This window comes from Aeribacillus sp. SP014 (assembly GCF_054055575.1).
Genome location: NZ_JBSRXI010000001.1, coordinates 2,013,422 through 2,035,939 on the forward strand (window position 1 = coordinate 2,013,422; position 22,518 = coordinate 2,035,939).

At 36.7% G+C, this 22,518-nt stretch carries 20 protein-coding genes; 8 read left to right on the top strand and 12 right to left on the bottom strand.

From position 1 onward, the window contains the following. The first annotated feature begins 107 nt into the window (after window positions 1-107). Entirely contained in the window at window positions 108-410 is a 303-nt protein-coding gene (locus tag ACVIJU_RS09845) for an ArsR/SmtB family transcription factor (protein WP_063389511.1), read from the top strand. A 480-nt stretch (window positions 411-890) separates the two neighbouring features. Then, a complete protein-coding gene (locus tag ACVIJU_RS09850) occupies window positions 891-2,288 on the top strand; it encodes an acetaldehyde dehydrogenase (acetylating) (protein WP_456687524.1) in 1,398 nt (465 codons plus the stop codon). A 313-nt stretch (window positions 2,289-2,601) separates the two neighbouring features. Here the strand turns inward: ACVIJU_RS09850 and ACVIJU_RS09855 are convergent, their stop codons facing one another. The 7 genes from ACVIJU_RS09855 to ACVIJU_RS09885 all read right to left on the bottom strand — a co-directional run bounded on the left by ACVIJU_RS09855 (window position 2,602) and on the right by ACVIJU_RS09885 (window position 7,501). Then, window positions 2,602-3,411: a hypothetical protein gene (locus ACVIJU_RS09855; RefSeq protein WP_063389509.1), complete on the bottom strand. Its 810-nt coding sequence runs from the start codon at window positions 3,409-3,411 to the stop codon at window positions 2,602-2,604. Between the two features lie 378 nt (window positions 3,412-3,789). Then, the gene (locus ACVIJU_RS09860) at window positions 3,790-4,146 is read right to left on the bottom strand and encodes a coiled-coil domain-containing protein (RefSeq protein WP_063389508.1); all 357 of its coding nucleotides are present in this window, start codon (window positions 4,144-4,146) and stop codon (window positions 3,790-3,792) included. A gap of 591 nt (window positions 4,147-4,737) precedes the next feature. Further along, a complete protein-coding gene (locus ACVIJU_RS09865) occupies window positions 4,738-4,881 on the bottom strand; it encodes an AmiS/UreI family transporter (protein ID WP_268753493.1) in 144 nt (47 codons plus the stop codon). A 46-nt stretch (window positions 4,882-4,927) separates the two neighbouring features. Further along, a complete protein-coding gene (locus tag ACVIJU_RS09870) occupies window positions 4,928-5,239 on the bottom strand; it encodes an AmiS/UreI family transporter (protein WP_456687525.1) in 312 nt (103 codons plus the stop codon). Between the two features lie 28 nt (window positions 5,240-5,267). After that, complete coding sequence (locus ACVIJU_RS09875; RefSeq protein ID WP_456687935.1) at window positions 5,268-5,609, bottom strand: hypothetical protein; 342 nt, start codon at window positions 5,607-5,609, stop codon at window positions 5,268-5,270. Further along, window positions 5,584-6,387, bottom strand: a complete 804-nt coding sequence (locus tag ACVIJU_RS09880) for an ATP-dependent Clp protease ATP-binding subunit (protein WP_456687526.1) — start codon at window positions 6,385-6,387, stop codon at window positions 5,584-5,586. Before ACVIJU_RS09880 ends, ACVIJU_RS09875 begins: the two co-directional genes overlap by 26 nt. A gap of 67 nt (window positions 6,388-6,454) precedes the next feature. Beyond that, entirely contained in the window at window positions 6,455-7,501 is a 1,047-nt protein-coding gene (locus tag ACVIJU_RS09885; RefSeq protein WP_063389505.1) for an aliphatic amidase, read from the bottom strand. Between the two features lie 272 nt (window positions 7,502-7,773). On the opposite strand from ACVIJU_RS09885, the gene ACVIJU_RS09890 reads away from it, so the two are divergent. The 4 genes from ACVIJU_RS09890 (at window position 7,774) to ACVIJU_RS09905 (ending at window position 14,976) form a co-directional block, all read left to right on the top strand. After that, entirely contained in the window at window positions 7,774-10,107 is a 2,334-nt protein-coding gene (locus tag ACVIJU_RS09890; protein ID WP_456687527.1) for a transporter substrate-binding protein, read from the top strand. 678 nt (window positions 10,108-10,785) lie between these two features. After that, complete coding sequence (locus ACVIJU_RS09895) at window positions 10,786-12,234, top strand: sensor histidine kinase (protein WP_456687528.1); 1,449 nt, start codon at window positions 10,786-10,788, stop codon at window positions 12,232-12,234. A 1-nt stretch (window position 12,235) separates the two neighbouring features. Further along, window positions 12,236-13,648, top strand: coding sequence for a response regulator transcription factor (locus tag ACVIJU_RS09900; RefSeq protein WP_456687529.1), 1,413 nt, complete (start codon window positions 12,236-12,238; stop codon window positions 13,646-13,648). 35 nt (window positions 13,649-13,683) lie between these two features. Then, window positions 13,684-14,976 (top strand): MFS transporter, encoded by a 1,293-nt coding sequence (locus ACVIJU_RS09905; RefSeq protein ID WP_456687530.1) that lies wholly within the window; start codon window positions 13,684-13,686, stop codon window positions 14,974-14,976. 225 nt (window positions 14,977-15,201) lie between these two features. On the opposite strand, the gene ACVIJU_RS09910 is transcribed toward ACVIJU_RS09905, so the two are convergent. Next, window positions 15,202-16,089 carry a carbon-nitrogen hydrolase family protein gene (locus tag ACVIJU_RS09910; RefSeq protein ID WP_130156611.1) on the bottom strand — a complete coding sequence of 296 codons (888 nt, stop codon included), beginning with the start codon at window positions 16,087-16,089 and terminating at the stop codon, window positions 15,202-15,204. 109 nt (window positions 16,090-16,198) lie between these two features. Further along, window positions 16,199-17,062 carry a polysaccharide deacetylase family protein gene (locus ACVIJU_RS09915; protein WP_130156613.1) on the bottom strand — a complete coding sequence of 288 codons (864 nt, stop codon included), beginning with the start codon at window positions 17,060-17,062 and terminating at the stop codon, window positions 16,199-16,201. An 856-nt stretch (window positions 17,063-17,918) separates the two neighbouring features. Here ACVIJU_RS09915 and ACVIJU_RS09920 point away from each other — a divergent pair. Then, on the top strand, window positions 17,919-18,380 hold the full coding sequence (locus tag ACVIJU_RS09920) for a DUF523 domain-containing protein (RefSeq protein ID WP_094245804.1): 462 nt from the start codon (window positions 17,919-17,921) through the stop codon (window positions 18,378-18,380). Window positions 18,381-18,406: 26 nt separating this feature from the next. Here ACVIJU_RS09920 and ACVIJU_RS09925 read toward each other — a convergent pair whose 3' ends face one another. Beyond that, complete coding sequence (locus tag ACVIJU_RS09925; protein ID WP_158640189.1) at window positions 18,407-18,571, bottom strand: hypothetical protein; 165 nt, start codon at window positions 18,569-18,571, stop codon at window positions 18,407-18,409. A 638-nt stretch (window positions 18,572-19,209) separates the two neighbouring features. On the opposite strand from ACVIJU_RS09925, the gene bioW reads away from it, so the two are divergent. Further along, window positions 19,210-19,950 (top strand): 6-carboxyhexanoate--CoA ligase, encoded by a 741-nt coding sequence (gene bioW / locus ACVIJU_RS09930; RefSeq protein WP_456687531.1) that lies wholly within the window; start codon window positions 19,210-19,212, stop codon window positions 19,948-19,950. 130 nt (window positions 19,951-20,080) lie between these two features. On the opposite strand, the gene istB is transcribed toward bioW, so the two are convergent. Both istB and istA read right to left on the bottom strand, forming a co-directional pair. Next, entirely contained in the window at window positions 20,081-20,839 is a 759-nt protein-coding gene (gene istB, locus ACVIJU_RS09935) for an IS21-like element helper ATPase IstB (protein ID WP_066251710.1), read from the bottom strand. Continuing rightward, window positions 20,836-22,365, bottom strand: a complete 1,530-nt coding sequence (gene istA / locus ACVIJU_RS09940; RefSeq protein ID WP_066251714.1) for an IS21 family transposase — start codon at window positions 22,363-22,365, stop codon at window positions 20,836-20,838. The genes istB and istA overlap by 4 nt, the downstream gene beginning before the upstream one ends. Between the last annotated feature and the right edge of the window lie 153 nt (window positions 22,366-22,518).

Genomic DNA, 22,518 nt, shown 5'->3' on the forward strand with positions numbered 1-22,518 from the left:
TCAACCTCCGTTTTAGGATTGTCGTTGTTTGTGTTTTTATTGTCTGTTAATGCAAATTTTATTCCGCTGTTGTTTTGAAATATAAGTATTGTCAATTGGAGGTAGCAATGGAACTTTTAGAAGTGTTTAAAGCCTTGTCAAATGAAACGAGGCTGCAAATCGTACAATGGCTCAAGAATCCGGAAGCTCACTTTCCCAAACCGCAGCACGGTGATATACATGAAGATGGAGTATGTGTGAGTGATATCCATAAAAAAGTTGGACTGTCACAATCTACTGTATCCCATTATTTATCGATGCTGCAAAATGCCGGATTGATAAAGGCAAAACGTGTTGGGCAATGGACATATTATAAAAGGGATGAAGAGAACATCAAAAAATTGAATGAATTATTATCAAGGGATTTATAGGCCTATTTTTTTAATTGTTGCTTTTGGCTTGAATCCCTTTTTATTTTGTTTTATTATATTTATAGATTCAGATATCGAGAATTATCGATTTATAATTACTTATATTGATTATTCTAGATATTTAAATAAATAAAAAATAAACTTCAACTAATTTTCAGGTTTTATGAAACCGCTTTTTTGTAATCGTTATCAATTTTTGAGCGGTTGAAATGCTTCTTCTTTGTCAAAAAGCGAAAGTATTGGAAGAAGGAGTTTTGCATATTGGTGACGACATCAGATTAGATCGTCGTTCGATAAAGTGGTATGAGAATTTCATGACAAGGATCAGTGATGTCAAACTGCTAGCATTTGAGGAGGTGAGGGCAGAAACACAAAAAATGATGCTTGTTCAAGCGAACAAAATTGAAATAGTGTCATTTGAGATCATGACAATATGAATCTGCTAGTTAAATGAAAACTATGAAAGGGAGCGAAGCAAAGATGTTGCGAGATATTGATTTACAATCTATCCAAGAAGTAAGAAATTACCTTGAGGAAGCGAAAACAGCTCAAAAAATAATGGCAAAGATGACTCAGAGCGAGATTGATCATATTGTTGAAAGCATGGTTAAAGCGGCAAGGGAAGAAGCTGAGCGATTGGCTGCTATGGCAGTAGAAGAGACTGGCTTCGGGAATGTTCCTGATAAAACAGTAAAAAATCTGTTCGCTGCGAATGATGTTTACAATTCTATCAAGGATGTGAAAACAGTCGGGATTATTCGTCGCGATGAAGAAAACCGCGTATGGGAAGTTGCTCAACCTGTAGGGATCGTTGCAGGAATTGTTCCATCTACAAATCCTACCTCAACAGTCATTTTTAAATCATTGATCGCAGTTAAAGCAGGAAATGCGATTATTTTCAGCCCTCACCCAGCTGCTGCAAAATGTACAACGGAAGCGGCAAGAATTATGCAAGAAGCAGCAGAGCGTGCCGGAGCACCAAAAGGTTTGATTTTTTGCATTACCAAACCAACATTGGCAGCAACAAACGAGCTGATGAAACATAAATTAACTGATGTCATCCTTGCCACAGGCGGTCCTGGATTGGTAAGAGCTGCTTACAGCTCCGGAAAACCAGCATACGGAGTAGGTCCTGGAAACGTACCTGTATACATTCATGAAAGTGCCAATATCGAAAAAGCTGTTGAACTTATTATTGAAAGCAAAACTTTTGACTATGGAACAATTTGTGCTTCTGAACAAGCTCTTTTAGTGGATGAGTCGATTAAAGAGAAAGTTGTTGCAGAGATGACAAAACAAGGCGCTTATTTCTTGAATGAAGAAGAAAAACGAAAAGTAGAATCCATCATTCTCGTAAACGGTGGACTGAATGCAAAAATTGTAGGAAAGTCACCTCAAGTGATTGCTGAAATGGCAGGTATTGAAGTTCCGTCCGAGGCGAAAGTGATCGTTGCAGAAGAAACAGGAGTTGGGAAAGAATATCCATTCTCAATTGAAAAACTATCTCCAACTCTAGCATTTTATACAGTGAAAGATATGCAAGCAGCAAGCGAGCTTGCCCAAAAACTTCTTGATGCAGGCGGTCTTGGTCACACAGTCGGAATTCACGCTGAGGATGAAAAAGTAATCGAAACTTACACAATCGATAAACCAGCAGGACGTATCATTGTAAATGCCGGTACAACATTTGGCGCTATTGGCGCTACAGTGAACGTAAAACCGTCCTTGACTCTTGGCTGCGGTGCTATTGGCAACAACGTTACATCTGACAATGTTACAGTCAATCACTTGTTTAACATTAAACGTGTTGCATTTGGAGTCCGCCAAATGCCAAAAAAAGAGGAAAGTGCACAAAATGAACCTGCATTAACGAAATAACTTGACTGTCCATAAAAACTCTTTTGATAGATTAAAAGACTGTATCAAACATCTGACATGTTCTTTGATACAGCTAAAAAAATAAATTCGACACTCCGGAAGTGATAATGCGTTTACCCCCCTAAAAAAATTTCGTTGTAAGGACGATATTCAGTACAAAAATCCATGCAGGAGCATCTTTTCCTGCATGGATTTATTATTACACACATCAACTAGTAAGCTCGTGCAGTTCACTGGATCTATTTTAAAAAGTTTTTTTGTTAATTTGGAAATCGTAAAGTGGTAGCGGGAAAACTTCCAAAACAACACTAGACTATTGGTTGCGCTGCAAAAATAAAAAGCCAATCATTGCAATTAAAAGCATTTTATGATGTTTCGACAAGTTGTCAGAGAGCTCAACGATATCATTGTACACATCACGAAAAATATTCGTATATTCATGAGGGAAATATCCATTGTAGAAACGGGCCCACTGCCGACCTTCGGAATCTGTTAATGTAAAATCACCAGAAAAGGCCTTAACCTTAACAGGGAGAATCAGCTTATCATCAGCATCTCTCAGCTCACCTTTTATGTTGACTAGACTTTTCCAATCCTCTTGTACATATTCTCCCAGTTTTCGGCCATGTACATTCTTTACAGTTACAATCGACTTTTTCATTCCTTTTCTCTTAAAGGTAAACAGCACATTTCCTTTATTCGAAAAAATACCATAAGTAATCGGAAGCGCCATGATCAGTGAATCACGAAGCAGCAGGCTCATTGGGTAAAAAATAAAAGGAATACGGATTGGCTTAATCGTTCCAACAAAATGGCCGCTTTTTTCAAACAGTAGGAGACGAGGAAAAAAACCAAGATCTTTTTTTAAAACTAGATGATCCAACTCAAGGAGGGAAGCTTTTGACTCATGAATTTGAATATCTTTCACCTTGTTATATTTAATCTGGTTTGAAACTCCGGTAAAAAACAAAAAAAGACCTACAATACCTATTGAAGAAAGATTTAACCAATTTTGTAAAGAATCTGGTCGATCGATGAAAAAAACAGAAATACCAATGAGCATAACTATAGAAGATAGAGCAAATGCTGCTTTCATTCTCCGTTTATACATAGTAGCAATCATCAAATCAACTCCAGTGAAACATAGGGAAGTCTTTCTACCTCATCAACTATCAGTTTAGATTAGTAGTTTATTGTATTCAATATTTTTTACATCCTTTTAGTAAAAAAAATGGAGAAGACATCAAGATGAGGCGGCTTTGAATTGCTCGTGCTCATCAGCCTTAGCAATCCTAAGTTATTCATTAGCACAATATGCCAAATAGAGAACTGTATGATTGGGCATGTTTTTTTATTTATTTTCAAAGGTCAGAATAAAAGTTTAAATACAGGTTCTTTGAATAAAATGGGAAAAAATTTTTGCATTGTGTATGGTATTTCCAGGAAATAGCACAGGGTTAAAAAAAGAAGTGAGGTTATCACTTTTTGAGGTGGTTGTAGGTTACATAATTTTTTTTCGTAACGTACGGATGGAAACGTCATGTTCGCCAATAATTTCGTAAACAGATTTGAAGCTTTCTTGGAGGTTTTTCATTTCTTCGTTTGTTTCCATTACAGCTTGTTTAATTGATTTTTGTTCCTGTTCAATCCGATTCAATCGCTCTTCAACATAATTTAAGCGTGTTTCTACTTGATCTAATCGCTCTCCTACTCGATCCAACCGATTTTCGACCCGATTTAATCGATCATCTACCTGGTCCAATCGCGTCCCGATATAATCCAGTCGATCATGCACATTTTTAAGATCATTGTCAATAGACATCACTTTTTCTAAAATTAAGTCGAGTTTTTGTTCCATTTTTTTACTCCTTTTAAAAATCTCCTTTTCTCAATTTTATTCGAATGAAATGGTTCTGACAAGTACGGATTGGGTGCCTTGAATTGATTAAATGCAGTAAATGCCCGAGCATTAATAAAACATTTACATCTGAAAGACTATGTGACGATAAAGGGATTCATGCTCAAACAAGTTGATGGAATATGTTGAAGATTATGCTTTCGCTTTATCATTCATTGTATGTTCAAAATATTAAAGAATAAGATAATTGAGAATTAAGGTATTTTTATGTAGAAAGGCATAAAATTGCTTTTCAAAATCAGGAATCTAAATTTTTCATTATCATCGAAATAAACCCTTTGTGTGGGTTGATTTTTATTGTTCAAATTGTTCAAGCCAATTAAATATTCGTCTTCATGCTGTTTTACAAGTCTTATTTTAATACAAAAGAAAATAATCAAATGCTAAAGTATAGAAAAAATCAATAGGTGATCCGAGCTCTATAATTAAGATTTTGTTGAAATGCTGTCTATTTTGACAGAAGTAGGTTTTGTGAATATAGATAGCGATAAAAGCTAGAATTGTTAAAATAGTTACTACGAAAGCAGTTTTTTATCCTACGAACTCCCATTGGTTATTGAGAAGAAGAAAGGGGGGAATAGTTGCTGTAATCCATGCTTGAATAAACGCGCCCCACCCAGTAAAGATAGCAATGTTCTTTTTTTGTGCAAGCAGCAAGTAAAATAATGTCCACACAGAAGCCAAATAATACCGAATTTTATATCTTGCAGTTTAATAAAGTTTATATGCTGTATCCTAAAGCAAGAATTGCTACCGATAGAGAGTACCAACCTAAACCTGAAGAGTTAAAGTTTTTTAAATTCGAAATTCCTACATATAAATAAGTTAAACCAAAAAGAAAAATGCCGGATGCGTTTAAGATCATCCATGAATCTCCTGTAGATGTAAAAATGAGATCAAATGGTGTCATAACTTTTATCGATCCAATAAATAAGTTAAACACTATCGCACTTTTTTGATCGACTTTTCCCAATAGCATTAAACCATTGATAAATAATGCTGCACCAACAAACATTAGACCGACTTTATCCATGCTCTTACCCTAAACAGTGAAATAATTATCACTTTTCTTGTGCTGTTTCAAAGAGGATGAGATTGCCGTCCTTAATTTTTGCAATAAATTTGGTTGGGTGATCTTGATGTAATCTCTTGCTGATTTTTGCAGCTAAAGGAACTTCTATATATTTTCGAATAGCGCGTTTTAAAAATCTCGCGCCATATCGCTGATCAAATCCTTTTTTAATCAAAAATTTACGAGCAGATCCTTCGAGCTGAAGTGTGCAGTTGTATTTTTTTATTCTTCGGTTAATAACTTGAATGTTGAGATCAAGAATATGTTCCAGCGCATCTTGTTTTAGCCACTGAAAGACAAAAATATCATCGAATCTGTTTGATAAACTCAGGACTAAATCGTTTTTCTAATTGGGAAAAAACTATAGAGCGGAGAAAATCTTGTTCTGTTTTTCCAAAATTGGAAGGGCTTAAAAACCAAAGCAGTTTACGTAATCTATATTTTAAACTTTTATTTGCATAACTAATAATTTCTTTTGCCCCAATATTGCTTGTCATAAAGATCATGGCATTACGAAAATGAATAACCTTCTCTCCAGATGTCATGACTAGTATGCCGTTATCCATTACATTAAGCAGGGAATAAATCACTTGGTCATTTGCTTTCTCCAGTTCGTCAAAAAGAACAATTCCAGGTTTACTGTAGGATCCTTCAATTTTTTCCTTTTGAAATAAGGAGTTCCCCTCTTTGCTTCCTACATATCCTGGAGGTGCACCAGTTAGTGCCGCAGCATAGTGTTCCTGGGTTAGTGTATTCATGTCAATACGGCAAAAAGCCTCCGCATTTCCGTAAATAGCTTCACTAAGTACGCGAACGATTTCTGTTTTTCCAACCCCTGTAGGCCCAAGAAATAAGGCTACATACAAAGGGCGGTTTTCTTCTGTAATATCCGTCCAAATTATATTTAACATTTCTTCTATACCTTCTAACACTTCATCTTGTCCCCAAATTTTTGAACGTATGTGTTGAATTACTTCGTTGACTTCAAAACGAAATCGGGTCACTAAGGGAGAAGAAGAATTAAAAGTTTCTGAATGGTTATCAGATGATATAGAATTTTGCTGGCGATTCTCATTTAAATCCTTTAATTTAGATGTTATAAATGTCATAGCATCATCTCCTGATTAGCGATCAGGAGGTCAAGTCCTAGAACCTGACCTCTTCTTCTTATCAAGATCATTTTCCAGTTGTTTTCTCAATTTCTTCATGAGGGATTCCTTCTATCGGACATTCCACAGTTCCCACTGTAGAGCGTGTAATCTTTTCTACATTTTCACGAGCCTTCTCTGCATCAAGCACCCAGGTGCGGTAAAAATCAAATGGACACTCTGCTAAACCGCGGCTGTCATCTCCCGATTGAATTAAACCGGTATACCCACGGTGAAGCAGTTTAAATAAGTGGTTTTGTGATTGCGAATTTTTGCGGAAATCACGGATTTGCGAAATCGACAGTTCCGCGTATTGGATTCCGTTTTCTTCTGTTCCGCATTCCCCTAATGTACGGCCATCAAAACCAACAATAGCTGAATGGCCAAAGTAAGAATAGACGCCGTCGAATCCAGATGCATTCGCAACAGCTACATACGTATTATTTGCCCATGCCATAGCCTTTGCCATAATGATTTGCTGTTCTTTTGAAGGATACATATAGCCTTGGCATCTCACAATAAGTTCAGCGCCTTTCATGGCGCAATCACGCCAAATTTCCGGATAGTTCCCATCGTCGCAGACAATTAAGCTTATTTTTATTCCTTTTGGTCCTTCTACTACATATGTTGTGTCTCCTGGATACCACGCTTCAATTGGACACCAAGGAATAATTTTTCGATATTTTTGTACAATTTCTCCTTTATTGTTCATTAAAATCAAGGTGTTATAAGGAGCTTTATTGGGATGATCTTCATGTCTTTCACCTGTTAAAGAAAATACCCCCCAAGTGTTAGCAGCACGACATGCTTGGGCAAATATTGCAGTCTCTTCTCCAGGAATGGAAGAGGCAGTATCGTACATTTCTTGTTCATCATACATAATTCCATGAGTGCTGTACTCTGGAAAAACGATTAAGTCCATACCAGGAAGTCCCTTTTTGATTCCTACAATCATGTCTGCTATTTTGCGACAGTTATCTAATACCTCGTTCTTTGTGTGAAGACGAGGCATTTTGTAATTGACCACTGCTATACCAACTGTGTCATGGCTGCTTGAGATATCCCCATGTCTCATTTTTCATTACTCCTTTCTATAATTGAATGTAAAGCTGGAAACGTAGCCTATTGTTTTGTTTCCAGCTTTCTCGCTTATATTTACTGCAAGAAATATGCCAAATTTATAAATGCTTTATTTTTAGTATAGGAGGGAAAGGGAGGGTTTCACTTTTGCGACATTATTGTTGATGAAATATTTGAAATGTTATGAATTTTATAATAAGATTAAAGTGAAATAGGCATGTTTAATTTTTATACATTGTCGCAAATTGATACAAAAGAGGGATTTATATGAATATTTGCATAGGTTTTTTATTTTCATTAACGGGCATCACTTCCTTGACAGAAATTGGCCAATATCGAGCAGCTGTGTATGCTCTTGAAAAATTCCAAAAAGACAACAGTAAATCAAATATTACCTTTACCTTTGAAGCAAGAGACATTCGTTCCGATCCAATTGAAAGCTATAGACAAGCATTAGATATGGCGCGTTCAGGGATAAAAGTTTTTGTAGGATGCTATACGTCCGCATGCAGGAAAGCTATTTTACCTGTTCTTGAACAATACGATTGCCTTTTAATATATCCGGCGCTTTATGAAGGACAGGAGATTCATCCAAATGTTTTCTATGTTGGAGAAATTCCCAATCAACAAATCACCTCACTGCTTAAATTTACGATTGAACAATTTGGCAAAAAAGTTTACCTAATTGGAAACGATTATGTTTATCCTAGATATACGAATCAACAAATTAGAGAGATGTTATATGAATTGGACGGGAAAGTGATTGGGGAAAAATATGTTCCATTAGGGCATAAAGAGTTCTCGACTTATTTGGAAGAGATTAAACATTATTCTTCCAATGCAATATTGTCTACGCTTGTCGGGGAAAGTATATTACCTTTTTATAAAATGTATTATGAATTAGGATTCAATCCTGAGGAAATGCCTATTATCAGCCCAATTACAACAGAGCTGGAGATACAAGCAATGGAGCCAAAATATGCAGCTGGTCATTACAGTTGTTTTAGTTATTTCCAGTCATTAGATATTCCTGAAAACGATTTACTTGTAAAAGGCATGAAAGAAAAATATGGGTTGGATACTGTTATTTCCTCGGTTATGTGCAGTACTTATATAGGGGTTCAAATAGTATTAGACGCGATATGTCATTTACAATCTACAGAAAGAAAAAAAATCACAAAATATTTATATGAGAAAGAGTTTTCATCACCGAGTGGAAAAATTAAAATAGAATCTAATCATCATGTGTCAAGAGAAATGAGGATTGGAAAAGCAAAGGAAAATGGACAGTTTGAGATTGTTTGGAGCTCGGAAAAACAAATTTTTGCTAGACCGCTTTTAACAAATACGCTTTTTGATTCTGTAGATGAAGAAGATATATGGAAAGGTTTAGTCGAAGAAATAGGGAAAGAGGTATCTGATGGAATTATCGCCGTTGACCAAAATGATAAGATACTATACGTGAATCCCCATGCTTTTGAAATAACGAAAGCTAAATCCGGTGATCTTTTCGATGAAGCGAACCTATTGGATATTGGTTATGAAGTAATGAAAAGGAAAATGAGAATGCCGTACAACGCTTTTTTGATTTTTATAAAGAAAAGATCAGGACAAGCTATTCAGCAGTCAAATGAAAAATACCAATTTGGAAAAATAGCAACTTACAATCCGGCCTTTCAAAAAGAGCTCCGCATTGCTTCGATCTCTTCACAATTTGACGCCAATGTATTGATATTTGGGGAAACAGGAACTGGTAAAGAAGTTTTGGCAAGAACGATTCATGAGCAAAGCCCTCGCCGAAATGGACCGTTTATTGCTTTGAATGCCGGTGCTATTCCAAGAGAACTGATTGCCAGTGAGTTATTTGGATATGTGGAAGGAGCATTTACTGGTTCAAAAAAGGGGGGAAGCGTCGGGAAGTTTGAAGCTGCCAACGGGGGCACATTGTTTCTTGATGAAATCGGAGAGATGCCATTAGAATTGCAAGTAAGCCTTCTTAGAGTATTGGAGGAGCGAAAAGTCGTTCGCATAGGTGACTATAAAGAACGCCCAGTTAATGTAAGGGTCATTGCTGCAACAAACCGCAATCTAAAAGAGGAGATTGCTTACCAAGGTTCTTTCCGTTCGGACCTGTATTATCGATTAAATGTATTTACTATTCAGATTCCTCCGCTTAGACACCGATTAGAAGATATCCCTTATTTATCTGCACAATTTTTGCGCCAGTTTCATCAGTATTATGGAAAAGGACCACTAGAGTTATGCGATTCCGCACTGCAAATGCTTCAGTCCTATTATTGGCCAGGAAACATTCGTGAACTGAAAAACGTGATGGAAAGGGCATTTCTTTTAGCAATTCATGAGACGAAAATCTGTCCTATGCACTTGCCTGAAGACTTCCAAAGCTCCAGTACAATAAAACAATCTCATGTAGTTGGCAATCTAAAGTCTTTGGAAAAACAAATGATCGAGCAAGTTCTCCAAGAAACAAAAAATATGACGGAAGCTGCGAAAATACTTGGTGTAACTCGTAGCACATTATACCGAAAAATGAATAAATGGAACATCCGCAAAAAACATTTTAAAAACAGTAGTAATTGATTTTGTGTCAGATGTTGTCAGAAAATAGAGAGCCTGTAATATATTACACGGCTCTCTTTCAATTTCAATGTAAAAACTCTATTTTAGTTTTTACATTCTCCTTCCATTCCTCTTTAACAACAAGCGATCTCTACATTTTTCATCAAAAATATTACCAAAAGGACGATCAAAAGCCTCAATTTGAAAATGGACTTAATGGTTTAAGTATTATGATAATAAATTGTATACATATGAGTGGGGTGCTATCATTTATTAGTAAATAAGCAGTCTGCAACGCAGCTTGTTTGTTGTAATCTTATAAAGGTACGAATATGACAACCGATAAATTAAAACCGAAAATTCATTGAATTTTGATATATCAATTGTAAAATTAAACGAAAATATATTTTTTTCTAATGGTGGTTCTTATCTTTTTTTAATGAAAGTTTAATAGCTTTTTTACTGTATATCTTATTGAATCTATCTTATATGATGGATGTAGCAACATTTCTTATATTCCCTGTTGATTGCTCATGGACCAAATGTTTAAAGTTAAAAGTAACACTGGTATACGAAGCAACGGGCTGGGAAAAAGATATCTTAAGATTCAAAATCTATATCGATTCACTTCCCATGAATACGGAAATGAAAAACATTCATAAAAAGAGAAATTTGAAATTCTTTAAAGGGGGGCGCTCCGTGTACTTCAGTATCAAATATAAATATATCGTACTTTATTTCATTCTCACCATTTTTCCCCTCGTTATATGTGATCTATTAATATATCAAATTTGGACAACAAAATTTTACAACAATACTGTTGAGTCTCAGACGAAAATAATTAAGCAGCTGAATCGATCTTTAGCACTTTTCAAAAAAAATGTTGAATCCACTAGTCATGGGTTTTCTATTATCGAATCAGGATTGTTGCAGGAATTCCTTCAAGGTGTTGACTTCAATGTGCCTGCCGATCTGATAATCACGGACCACGGGAAAATTGTCTATTCTGCAAACTCGTGGAAAAATGATAATAGTTTGCTTGAAACAGTGAAAAACAAAGAATCTGTCAACGGCAAAGTTAGTGGGAATTTTACGTTCAAAGAAAGTGGCCGAAATATGCTCGTGATTTATAACCATGATCCGGAGACGTATCTCTCTGTAATTAGCGTGACTGAAGTATCTAAAATATTAGAAAAAAATGAAAATAACAAAAAATTAATGGTTTATATCATTATCAGCAGCATTGTGGTCAGCATATTTTCAATTATACTCATTTCATTACATGTGACTTCCCCCATTCGTTCTCTCAGAAAAGAAATCAAGGCGATAGAAAATGGGGATTTTAATCACTCGTTTGATCGAGATGTAATGATCAGAGATGAAATATGGGATATTGAAATAAGCTTTCATAAAATCATGTTAAAATTAAAGGAACAAGCGAGGATTCAGTATCAATTAATCTCATTAACGAATCAAGCAAAATTCAAGGCATTGCAGTCACAAATCAATCCGCATTTTCTTCATAATGCATTGGAAACAATTAATTCGTTGGCCATTATTCATAATGTTCCGCTAATTGCCCAAATTTCTAGGTCGTTATCGAAAATGTTCCGGTACAATATGATGCAGGATACTGAAGAAGTATTAATCAAAGACGAGTTGGATCACATGGACAATTATCTAAATGTTCAATTAATACGATTTGACGGTTTTATAGAATGTGAACGACAAATCGATCCACAAATTCTAGAATACAAAATCATCAAATTTGTTCTCCAACCGATCGTTGAAAACTGTTTCATCCATGGGTTCAAAAATTTAACTGATAAAGGAATGATTCGAATTGAAGGCAAAATCAATGAAAACAAGCACATTGTCATCAGCATTTCCGATAATGGACCAGGTATTCCGGAAGAAAAGTTGCAAAAGCTAAACGAGGAACTGAAAACGTTTACTTTGGATAATAAACACCCTCCAACCAATAAAGAAAGTAACCGAATCGGAATTTTCAATGTAAACAATCGTTTGAAAATTGCTTATGGGGAAGAATACGGCCTTCAGTATCACAATATTTCACCGCATGGACTATGCGCGGTGATCACGATACCTATTCGTAATCGTAAACAGCAGGAAGAGGAGAGTGGTTGATATGCTGCGCATGTTGACTGTGGAAGATGAGCCTTGGATTAGCAAAGGAATAGAGAAGATGCTGCCATGGCAGCAATACAATATTCAAATAGTTGGAAACGCAAGAAATGGGAAAATCGCTTTGGATCTCATCAAACTATATAAACCTGATATCATTATCACGGACATCAGAATGCCTGTCATGGATGGTTTGTCCATGCTGGAACAATTGAACAAGGAAATGACATCGTATCCCAAAATTATTATTATTTCCGGTTATAACGATTTCGATTATGCCAAAAGAGCGATCAAATACGGCGTTTCCAATTATATATTAAAGCCGATCGATCCGGAAGAGCTGAAAACAACCATTGAAAACATCAAGAATCAGATTGAAAGAGAAAGGCAGGAGCGAGAAAACATTAGTATAATCCAGTTGAAAAATTATATTTATGAGCGAATCTCTAATAGAGAAAAACATATGGATGCTGATGTAGTGTTTCCTTGCAAATATTATTTGTTTATTTTCTCCTTAGTCCCTATTTCGCATGAGGAACTGAAAAACATTGGCAGGAATTTTCTTTTACGTATGGGTTCCCAACATATCTACGTAGTCTATGAAGATTCCTCAGAGGCGTTAATAAACATTATAAAAACAAACATAAAACAATTGCAGAAGCGTTATCCTTGTGGCGTGAGTCAAATACATGAAGGCGAGGATCTTTCCGTTGAACATGCATATAAAGAAGCTATTCAGAATCTAAAATATTATCGAGAAGACGAAAAGAATGTGTCAAATCATGTTTTTTTAAACATTGAGGATGAAAGTAAATTGCTCTTGGCATTGAAACAGGGAGAGAAAAGAGTGTTTACTCAGCATTTGAACGAAATTTTGGACAACAATCAAACTTTGGAAGCACATTGGTTTATCCTGTTTCAGCTTTATATAGAGATATCCAAATATTTCAACATTGATAATAGGCTCGATCAGAATAAAGCATGGTTACAGGAATTCAAGTCGATTTCTCAATGGGATGACTTGTATAGGTGGAAAGCAATATTTTTTGATCCATTGATCGACTATATTCTATACAAGTGGGACAAATATTCCAAAGATTATTCCCTTCAAGTAAAAATATTTATTGAGCAAAACTATCACAATTCTTCACTGTCCCTAGATATGGTAGCAGAGTATTTGGAACTTTCGCCATCGTATCTCAGTTGGTTGTTTAAAAAAGAGACCGGAATCAATTTCACCTCCTACATTGCCAAAAAAAGAATTGAGGAGGCAAAGAAGCTTTTAATTCAAACTAAACTGAACTTATATGAGATCAGTAAGGCAGTCGGCTTTAACGATGTAAAATACTTTATCAAAGTATTTAAAAAAGAGGTGTCTTTAACACCGATTCAATTCAGAGAATTGAACACGAATTGAACACATAAGACGAAAATAGTACGGAGGTATTATAAGTGAAGAATGATATTCAAGGTTATAGCATGTTTGTAACATTAATAGCATTTATCGGATGGACAATTTCCGCGATGGATACCTCCATATTTTTCTTCGTGGCTCCACATTTAATGGAGGAGTTTGACTTTTCTTTAACTGAATTTGGCATTATTGTTGCGGCAGGATTCATTGTCGCTATTGTGTTCAATATTGTGGTAGGTCCTTTGATGGATTACTTCGGAAGAAAAGTAGTTTTTCAATGGATTTTATTTTTGGTGTCGATTGGCACCTTTTTGACTGGTTTATCTTGGAATTTTGAATCACTGACTATTTTCAGAATTCTTGCAACCGGAAGTGCTTTTGCAGAATATGCGGTGGGCGCCACTATTTTAATTGAATCAGTTTCTGCCAAGCATCGGGGGTGGATCGTCGGGATTATGGCAGCGGGTTGGCCTGCCGGGACAGCAATTTCTACCCTTTTGTCAATATACGTTGTACCAGAATGGGGGTGGAGAAGTGCTTTTTATCTCGCATCTATTCCTGCATTTCTAGTTATAGTCGTCCGTTTGTATATCAAAGAACCTGTTAGATTCAAGGAATTGGTTAAATTTAGACAAAGTATTAAATCATATACTGCCGAAACAAAGGAAATTGTGAGCCAAAACAGATTTAAAATAAATAAAGAAGAGGTTCTAAAATTTACGTATTTGCAGCTAATGAAAGGGGAGCTACTTAAAAATACCCTATTAATCTGGTTATATATGAATCTTGTTGTGATTGCATATGGTTTGTTAATCTGGTTTGCTCCCTATTGGATGAATTATGCGTTTGAATTAAATTGGAATGAAGCAATATGGACTGTAGGGGCGGGAAGCTTAGTTAGCATGTTAGGTTTTGTTTGTTGTGGATGGCTCAGCGGGATTATTGGCATCAGGTATGCCAATCTGTTATTTATTGTCATTTCCATACCACTGACCATTTGGATGACATTTTTTGCTCAAACATTCAATGCTTTTTTGCCTGCCTATTTGTTATGGAACTTTTTTGGCGCGGGCATATGGGGAACCATTCCAAGAATTTTTACAGAAGCTTTCCCTACAAGAGCCAGGGGCACTGGTTCATCGATCGGTTCCGCTTCTTGCTGGCTTGGCTGGGCTGTCATCAGTTATTTGGCACCTCATATTATTGAAGCAAACGACTATTACACAGCCATTTCGTTTTCTGGTATCATTTTATTACCGTTAGCACTTATTCCTCTATGGATTATTCGAGAAATTCCTTCTTCAAGTGAACTGGAAGATTATATATCTTGAATGGGGTAACTTCGTCCTGATACAAAATTAAAGGAAATATATCGTAACAAAGATTGTGTATCAAGTGCAAGCAACAATTTTTTACACTCGGTTGTTTCAATACATCTATCAAGTAACAACGTATTTAACCGTTCGAAAGGACATTGAGAATTTTAAAAAATATTAATATACTGCATTCGTTCTATAACGAAAAAATGCATACCCCGAAAGGTACGCATTTTTTCGTTATTTTTTTCGGTTATATGATCTGTAAGGTTCATATTTAGTGTAAATATTTTCTCTTCGGGTACGGTCAACGAACGTAGTAGCAGCACCGGTTTTTCTATTTACATACAATTCATCTATATCTACAGTTCCTGTCACGACCATATTTTTGTTGGTTTCTCCTTCAGAAACGATACCGTTTGGAGACCAAGCCGAATCGCAAGGGCTCAAGATCGACGCTCTTCCAAATCCATTCGGTAAAGGTGTACCCGGCTCACCAACAGTTGGACAGTGCACGAAATACACTTGATTCTCGATGCATCGAGCTTGTGCACAATGACGAACACGCCAAAAACCATGCTCCGTAAATGTATAGGAAGGACAGAAGATAATTTCTGCACCATTAATGCTGTAGATTCTTGAAATTTCCGGAATTTCAGCCTCATAACAAACAGCAAGTGCAATTTTGGCAGGGCCAATCTCGAAAACTGCTAATTCATCGCCTTCTGAGGTTTTCCAGTCGCTTTCCGAAGGAAAAATATGAGTTTTTTTGTGTTCAATATAGGTACCGTCTGGCTTAAAAATATAGGCAATGTTGTAATATTTGTCGTCTCTTCGCTCCAAGTGTGATCCACCAATGATTACCTGCTTTTTTTCTACCGCCAACTCGATAAAGAGTTGTTTATAATCATCAGTGTATTTGTCAATCAAAATAAGATCTCTTGCTGTTAATTTTTCGCTGTCTGGAAAGCTGGTCAGCAAACCGACGGTAAATAGTTCGGGAAAGATCACATAGTCGGATTGCTGTGGAACTTGCTCGATCAATTCAACAACTTGATTTTTAAAATCATCAAAACTTTTTGTTCGTTCTACACGAAACTGGCAAGCGGATATGGTTACTTTTCTCATTTTTTTCCTCCAAGAATTAATTTTGTAAATGATCCTCCGTAAGCTAAATTGATTTATTTTACGGAGGATGTAAGTGTGTACGGAATGTATCTTTTATGAGCGAAGTATATTATTCTTCGTAGAAGTTGTCATAGATTTCACCGAGAGTCGCAAACCATGCACCGCGGGATTCCATATATTGAATCAATTTTTCTAACATTTGGATCATATGTGCTCGTCCGATTGTTTGCGGGTGTGTCGTCAACACGAAACAAGCCCCTTCTTCTTGATCACATGCATAATCGAAAATGGATGCCCAACGCTCAAAAATATCTTGGGCAGGTCTTTGCCCTTCTTGTATACCTGTTATATATTCTACTTGTGGAAAATCATCGAGGTACCAAGAAACAGGGATTTCCAATATGGTGCTTTCTTTCAAGAAAACGTTCGCTTTATCAGCGTTTACTTCTACCGGTCTCGGCCAGTAAGGATGAAGATCATTTCCCATCAAACTGCTATCGTATTTAAACCCATATTTTTCTAAAATACTCAATGTATTTGGACTAAAATCCCAATAAGGAGATCTGTAGCCACGCGGTTTCACGCCGATTTTGGCGAGGGATTCCAACCCCATTTGCATGATTTTGTCTTCTTCTTCATAGCTCATTGTGGTAGGATTTTCATGAACATACCCGTGATGGCCAATTTCATGGCCACGAGCCGCTACCTCTTTGCAAATGTCAGTGAATGTATCCACAGTATGACCTGGAATAAACCAAGTTGTTTTGATGCCGTATTTGTCAAACAGTTTTAACAATCTTGGGGCACCAACTTCAGCGCCGAACTCACCACGTGACATGTAGGCAGGAGAAGTGAGGTTAAAAGAACCGATCCAGATGGATTGTGCATCAAAGTCACACCCAATGTTTACTGCTACTCTTTTTCCTTTCGGAAGCTTTACTTTTCCGTTTCGTTGTTTTCCGATTTTTTGCATTATATTTCCTCCCTTATTTGTTAAATTTGATTGCGCTTTCATTATAGTTTTAAGATTAAGGGTTTGAAAATTCCGATTATTTTAGCATGGTGTAAAATTATTTGATTTTTCATTTAACAACATTTTTTTCCGGATTATTCCAAAACAAAGAAGCTGCTTCAAACGTCAATGCTAACAGCAGAAGAAGGCACCGTTTGATTATGTTGTTTATGTTTCGGATATTTTAGGAAATTTCGATCAGCGCTTTGAAAAATTCAAGAATGCGTCAAACTGACAAGTTTTGTTCAAAATAATTAAATCGATACCTGACTCATTACGAATTATGTTCTAGATTGTTAAACAAGAGAGCCCTTAATATTGAACTCTATTTCAAATTTTTGATCAGAAAATTATTAATCTAAACATTGCGGAGGAAGAAACGGGAGATTATTAAAAGAGGTCAGAATGACTAATAAAGCCTTAGCTTTGTGCAAAAAGGAAGCAGTTTTATTTGCCTGAGATCTAGGTTCGTTTAGCAGGGTGTAAAAATTTACACATAAATTTTAACTGGGCTGTATGTCTCGACATTTGAAACTATGTGCAAACTATCGGAAAAAAGAGAAAAGCGGTAAAAATTTACGAAAGTTTTCTATAGTTAGTATGTTAGTAATTAGTAATAGCAATTCCAAAATTAGATACGTATATTGAAGTTACATATCGAAACAACGTCATTTGGTATATAATAGAACTGAAGAAGATATCATAATTGGGTCATTTTCATTAGTGAAGCCGTTAGCCAAAAAATTTGTTCCGATATAGCAATTTATAATTGTAATAGGTATAACATAAGAAAATTAATTGCAAAAGAGGTGATTTGATGATATTAGTAAGCTCCTGTTTAGCGGGGTTAGAAGTGAGGTATAATGGGACGCATTGTTTACATAATAAAATATGGAAATTAGTTCAGGAGAAGAAAGCCGAAATGGTTTGTCCTGAAATATTAGGCGGATTTTCGACTCCTAGAGAACCTGCAGAGATCATCGGTGGAAACGGGGAGGATGTACTGGATGGAAAGGCGAAAGTAGTGGATCGGTCAGGCAACGATGTGACAGAGCTTTACATAAAGGGCGCTTATGCGGCTTTAAAAAAAGCAAAAGAAATAAAAGCAACATTAGTAGTTCTCAAAGAGAATAGTCCGTCCTGCGGCAGTTCAATGATTTATAACGGCGAATTTACTGGAAAGAAAATGGTTGGAAGTGGGGTAACAGCTGCTTTACTAAAGAGAAACGGGTTTCAGGTCATTTCAGAAGAACAATTTGCTGAACTAGATTCTTTTTAACTACGAGTTGAATTGGAATCGATTTTTTAAAAGTCCGCTTTTTCCTGTTCATATAATTTAGATTGATAGAATAACGAACGAATCCTTGAATTGTTCAATTGAATGCCAACAATACCCGTTGTTTGTGCAACAGTTGGTTTGTCATTTTTTAGAGAAAGACCGGATGCTATATCATTGAGTTGTTTGTCCATCTGGGTAATCTTTTTTTCGACTTGGTCCAACCGCTCATTTATTTCGGTCAATTGCTGCTTTGTTAGTTCAAACTGTTGATCAACTTGTTTGATTTAAAACGTTAATCGATTTGTTCAAAGCGCTGCCTTGTTTCCCGTATGATTTTTTAGTTGCTCCGCTAATTCCTTCAACGCTTGTAAAATCATCTTAGCTATAAGATGGGCTCAAATTTCTTCATTTTTATTCTTTCGCATTATAACATGCTCCAGCCATTTCAACGAAGACCACATTATTTTTTTCAAATCGGCATTGAACTGATAATGAATGGGAAAAGCGAGGAATAATCATATCCTTTTAGACGGCATTTTTTAAGATAAAAACATTTTGCAAAGCATTCCTACTCAGCTTAACCGCTTATCTTCAATAAAAGCTCCTTTCACCCGAGACTGGCTGCCATTTTGAGTGCGTATTTTAGTTAACCAATTGACATTAATAGATAACAATTTTATCATTTAATTGTTAACCATTTTATTTTAAAAGTTAACATAAAACAAAAGATTGTAGGTTGAAAAATTAGAAATAGCTTTTTAATTAGTTTAATGAATTTTGAAGGAATTTCTTTGACATAAAATAAATGACGGAGGCTGGAGGCCAACGAATGGAAGAGGAAAGGTATTATAGTGTCAGAATGAGAGCTGCCAAGAATGGACCTCATGAACATGGCGGAAAACATATATCTGGTGGAGAACTGCTTTCAACCTATAGTGATTTAAAAAATTCAGTAAATGCTTTATTAGAAAAGGGACTTCATCACTCAAGAGGTACTCCGGATTTTATGCAAATTCAATTTGAATCTATTCACGAACCGATTAAACGAATTCAACCATTACATATTGACACAAATGAGGCAGATACAGTAGAGAAAGGGCGAAAGTTGTCCAGGCTGCTTTTGGAGAAAGTCGGTATCGAAAGACAGGTTATTGAAAAAGCATTTACAGAATGGACGAAATATTCAGGAATGAGAGGCGCTATATTAATTGATGTTCATTCAGGAAAACGTATTGATGATAGGCAGGAAAAGGGAGTGCGTGTTTCAAGAATCGATTGGATGAAGACGAATTTTGAACATTGGGCAGACTATTTTCATGTGCCCAAGAGTACAAGAATCAGGGAAGCACTTGTGATTGCCACAAAGGTGTGCGCGCATCCGGCTACCATCGCTGAACTATGTTGGTCAGACGATCCTGAATATACTACTGGCTATGTTGCAAGTAAAAAGCTGGGGTATCAACGGATTACAAACCTAAAAGAATATGGAGATGAACGTGGCTGCCGCATCTTTTTTGTTGATTGCAGGAAAGATCTGAATGCCTATATTCACTATTGTTTTTGTCAATAATAAATTGAGCCAGAGCGATCACTTCAAAAGTGAGCCACTTTTAGAATCAGAGTTCCCATAAATGGGAGAAGGTGGGTGTTTGGATGAGTTGCCCCTAGGGGCAACTCATCCAAACGCTTCGCGCACCTGGCTACCACTCCCCATTTTCCCTCTGTTTCATACTTTGACGGAATCGATAAGATTCTCCGTTTAGAAGAAGAATGTGCGAACGGTGAGTGAGCCGATCAAGCAACGCTGCTGTCATCTTTTCATCCCCAAAAATGTTCGTCCATTCTACAAATTCAAGATTTGTTGTAATGATGACACTTGCACGTTCATAGCGATTGGAAAAGAACTGAAATAATAGCTCTGCTCCTGTTTTGGAAAAGGGGATATATCCCAGTTCATCTACGATGATCACATCATATTTGAGCCACTTCTTCTCAAACGCACCAAGTTTGTGCTCTTCTTTAGCAATAAGCAACTCTTCCACTAACTCGGAAGCAGTAATGAATTTGGTTTTGTAGCCATTTTGGATCATGGCGATTCCAAGCCCAATGGCCAAATGGGTTTTCCCTGTGCCACTATTCCCTAGAAAAATAATATTCTCTTTTCTCTCTACAAACTCACCTTTTGCGAGTGTGAGAAATCGATTTCGATTTAAGCTCGGCATGAAAGTAAAATCATAGGTGTCTAAAGTTTTGTGGATGGGAAAGGCAGCTTGTTTGAGCCTTCGCTGTCTTTGATTTTCCTCTCTTGCCTGCACTTCTGCTTCTAATAGTGCCAATAAGTATTCTTCATACCGTAGATTTCTTTCTTCTGCCTCTCTTGCGAGAGAGCGATATTGTTTCGCAATTGTAGGCATTCTCAATTGCTTCGTGATATGGTCTAAAAGGATTTCTGTTGTCATTTCATCTGACCTCCCGTTAATTGTCCGTATTGAGCTACGTTTGCCTTTTGAATTTTATAGTCTAGTAGATTTACAGGCGTTTTCTCCTTAGATAGATCTTGGACCTGCAAGTAGTTATTCGTCAGTCTTTGAATGATTTCATGGACGACTTCATACCGATAGACCTGCGCTTGTTCAGCTTCTCGTAATGCTTGTGTCAATTTTTCCATCCCGATCTCTCGATGAAGGAGAAGGAGTCGGATAAATTTACGGTCGCCCGCGGCTCCTTCTTGTTCCCTCATTTTTCGGTGAAAACGCCTAAATACATCCGGAAGGTCAGATGATTGAAATGCATGGGCATCCCGAATCGCTCGCGGTTTTTTTAATAATGCCTCCAGATAATGATCTAGATTGGTGATCATCTGGTTCCGTTCGTAAGAACGAGGATGTTCAGCGATCACTTGATTTTGAGCCACAACGATCACATGATCGACAAATATTTTTGCCCATACAGCTTGACCTACATAACTACAAGGGACAGAATACTGATTGGTCTCCACTGTAATTAAAGAGGTCTTATTCACCTGACAAGAGACTAATCGGCAAGCTTCAAACTTCTTTTCAGGGAGTGGGTGTAGATACTCCTTTTCTTTCGCCCACATTTGCGCAACCGTTTCTTTAGTGAACGGAACGGTTTTTTCTTCCGCCTCTCTCAAACACCAGTCCAATAGATAAGCGTTTAATTCCTCCAGCGATTGTACGTCCGGAAGCGGAACGAAGACGTTTCTTCTTACGTATCCGACCGTCCCTTCCACTCGTCCTTTTTCATTCCCGGAACGAATATTACAAAACTCTGCCTTAAACAAATAGTGGGATTGTAAGGCTAGAAAAGCATCCTGTTCGAGACGATCTCTCCCTTGGAGTATTTTTACTACGGCTGTTTTTAAATTATCAAATACCCCTTCGGTAGGTACTCCTCCAAAGAATTCAAACGCATGGACAAAGCCATCTAAGAAAGCCTCCTGTTTCTCATGCAGGTATGCTCGTACAAATCGCATTCGACTTGCCGAAAGTTGCATACAAAAGAGGTAAATTCGTTGTGTTCGACCCTGTAGAATAATATCCGCCTCTCCCCAGTCGAATTGGAATTGGTGGCCGAGTTGAAAGTCAAGGGGAATAAAGACTTCCTGTAGCTTCTTCTTACGTTTGGCTACAACCTTACGGATGTTGGACTCAGATCCTTTGAAATCGTACTCATCGACCAATCTTCGATAAATTCTGGCAGCGGTATGACGTTGTTTTCCCCAACGTTTTAGATCGTCTTCGAGCCATTGATCAATAATGGGCAAGACTCGCTTCGTTTCATCGGAATACTCCTTTCCATGATAGTTTTTCTGCCGATGAATGGTGGTTGGAGCCTCATTCTGTTTTAGATATTTGCTTACGGTATTTCTTGAAATCCCTAATTTTTGAGCAATTTGTCGTTGGGATAGCCCTTCTACCTCATGCAAGAATTTGATATGATGAAATTGAGCCATCTTGATCATCCTTTTTCTCTCCCTCTGATGAAAAGTTTAGGCACTTTCAATCATAAGGGAGGTAATGAAAATTGGAAATCAGGTGGCTCATTTTTTATGTGATCGAACCCTTCAAAAGTGGCTCAATTTTAAATTATCAAATACAACTATTTAGAAAAACAG